The sequence below is a fragment of the Microseira wollei NIES-4236 genome (genome assembly GCF_020521235.1).
Taxonomy (GTDB): Bacteria; Cyanobacteriota; Cyanobacteriia; order Cyanobacteriales; family Aerosakkonemataceae; genus Microseira; species Microseira wollei.
Genome location: NZ_BLAY01000394.1, coordinates 1 through 2,399, shown reverse-complemented (window position 1 = coordinate 2,399; position 2,399 = coordinate 1). Strand labels below are relative to the sequence as shown.

Here is a 2,399-nt window from a genome sequence, read left to right as displayed (position 1 = left end):
CTCTGGGTGCGACGTGAAAAGACGGCGCATCTGACCGAGAGGAAAGACTCTCCAGGGAATTCTACCTCCCTGTCGCCATGTAAAAGGGTCAAGTACCCCGCCTACATTGGAAGTAAGTAATGATACCAATGGAATGCAAGGCACAAAAGCGCCAAAACTGGCAATCCTCATGTCAACCAAGCGCAAGGCGAAGACTGGGTAGGGTGAACGAAAGTGAACTGTCACAAGTTCCGTAAGTGAGAAAAAGTGAAAAGAGGATGACACACTTTAACCAAAAGGTACGTGGGTTGGCTATTAAAGTTCAGAGGTTAATAGCGGTAGAACTACATCCCCATCGGAATATAGACAGCACCCGAATCAGTCGTAAGTCAGATAGTCGGAACACGGTAAGCCCTTTGAGTTCTCCAGTACGGTCGATTACCGGAGTAAGCCAACCGCAAGGAAGGCAGAATTACTCAGAGGGTAAAGGAAGCTAGAAAAAGCGAACGCCTCTTAGTAATAGAGAGGATAGGGGTTCAAAATTTGCCCCAGTCGAAAGACGGCAAACTTCTAGCGGGTCTTGAGCGATAAACCGAAGTAAGGAACCGAACCAAAAGTGAAAGATAGGGTCAGCAATGACATCGGAACTAAGGTACCGTTGAAAAGTTGGGATTCCATCGACTGGAAAACCATAAATAAGCGGGTGAGGAATCTAAGACAGAGAATTTATCGCGCAACTCAGGAAGGTCAGATGAATAAGGTTCGTAGCCTTATGAAACTGATGCTGCGTAGCTACTCCAACCTGCTACTGTCAGTGCGAAGGGTGACTCAGGAAAACCAGGGGAAAGCAACGGCGGGTATTGATGCCCAAACGGCAATCACCCCAGAACAAAGGGTCAAACTGGTCAGAGAAATGCTGACTCATAAACTATGGCAAGCCAAACCAGTCAAACGGGTATACATCCCCAAGGAAAACGGCAAACAACGCCCTCTAGGAATACCCACTGTGAAAAACAGAGTCGCACAGGCAGTTGTTAAAAATGCAATAGAACCAAGCTGGGAAGCACGATTCGAGGCAAACAGCTACGGTTTTAGACCAGGGCGTTCATGTCAAGATGCCATATCCCAAGTCTGGATAAGACTACAAGACGGAAGAGACGAATGGGTACTTGACGCAGACATCAGAGGGGCATTTGACAATATCAGCCATGAATACATACTCAAAGCCATAGGCTTGTGTCCAGGCAGAGAATTAATCAAACAATGGCTAAAAGCAGGTTACATAGAAGCCGAAATGTTCCATCCGACAGAAAGCGGAACTCCACAAGGCGGAATAATTTCGCCCTTATTAGCGAATATAGCCTTGGATGGTATGGACGACCTTCTAGGACAACACTATCGAACGATAGAATATATCCGAAAAGGTAAATACAGACAAGGCCAAACCAAGAAGCGAAAAGTCAGCAAATACGGATTTATCCGATATGCAGATGATTTCCTCATCACCGCAAGTACAAAAGAGGACATAGAGGTAATATTGCCACAAATAAAAGAGTGGCTAAAACAGAGGGGACTAGAACTCAACACCGAAAAAACCCGAATTTTACATCGAACAGAAGGGTTTAATTTTCTAGGGTTCAACGTCCGTGCCTACGACGGAAAATGTCTAATCAAACCTCAAAAAGAAAAGGTAAAAGCCTTTCTAGAAAAGGTGAGAACTTGGCTAAAGACACACAAAACAGTCAAAGCCGAAACCGTCATCAGAGTCCTGAATCCAATTATTAGAGGATGGACAAACTATTACAGGCACTTCGTCAGTAGTAAAACCTTCAACAACGTGGAGAATGAAATCTGGAAGGCTATATGGAAGTGGTGCCTTCTCAGGCATCCCAAAAAGCCCAAATCGTGGATAAAAGACAAATACTATCAGACAATTAAGGGTAGGAGTTGGACATTCACGACCCAGATTGAAAGCAGAAGCGGGAAGGAAAGGATAATAACCCTAACCAGAACCACGGAAGCAAACATAACCCGACACGTTAAGGTAAAAGGAAAAGCATCACCTGACGACCCCACACTTAAGGACTACTGGGTTCAACGCCAAGTCAAGTACGGCAAAGAATATTTTAATAAAGGAACTAAACATTACAGAATTGCCCAAAGACAACAGTGGATTTGTCCAATTTGTGGGGAACCTCTCTTTAATGGAGAAGAACTACACACGCACCACAAAATCCCAGTGAAAGATGGAGGAAACGACGCAGAAAACAATCTGTTAATCCTTCATTACGCCTGTCACAGGCACATACACGGTGTGAACAATGAGTTGCTCAAGGCTTGAGCCGGATGATGGGAAACTGTCAAGTCCGGTTCTTAGGGGAGGGGGACACGGTGACGTGTGCCTCCTTACCCGACAGAGA

2 protein-coding genes and 1 pseudogene are annotated in these 2,399 nt (G+C 45.2%); 2 read left to right on the top strand and 1 reads right to left on the bottom strand.

Annotation, left to right across the window (positions count from 1 at the left end):
• Positions 1-225: pseudogene (locus tag MiSe_RS48640) on the bottom strand (hypothetical protein); the annotation flags it as partial.
• 32 nt (positions 226-257) lie between these two features.
• Here MiSe_RS48640 and MiSe_RS48635 point away from each other — a divergent pair.
• The gene (locus MiSe_RS48635; RefSeq protein WP_226594657.1) at positions 258-476 is read left to right on the top strand and encodes a hypothetical protein; all 219 of its coding nucleotides are present in this window, start codon (positions 258-260) and stop codon (positions 474-476) included.
• A gap of 119 nt (positions 477-595) precedes the next feature.
• Complete coding sequence (gene ltrA, locus MiSe_RS48630) at positions 596-2,320, top strand: group II intron reverse transcriptase/maturase (protein WP_226594655.1); 1,725 nt, start codon at positions 596-598, stop codon at positions 2,318-2,320.
• Positions 2,321-2,399 lie beyond the last annotated feature (79 nt).

Excerpts from the sequence above, each read along its gene's own strand:
- MiSe_RS48635 (WP_226594657.1), top strand. The coding sequence starts at position 258 with ATGACACACTTTAACCAAAAGGTACGTGGGTTGGCTATTAAAGTTCAG.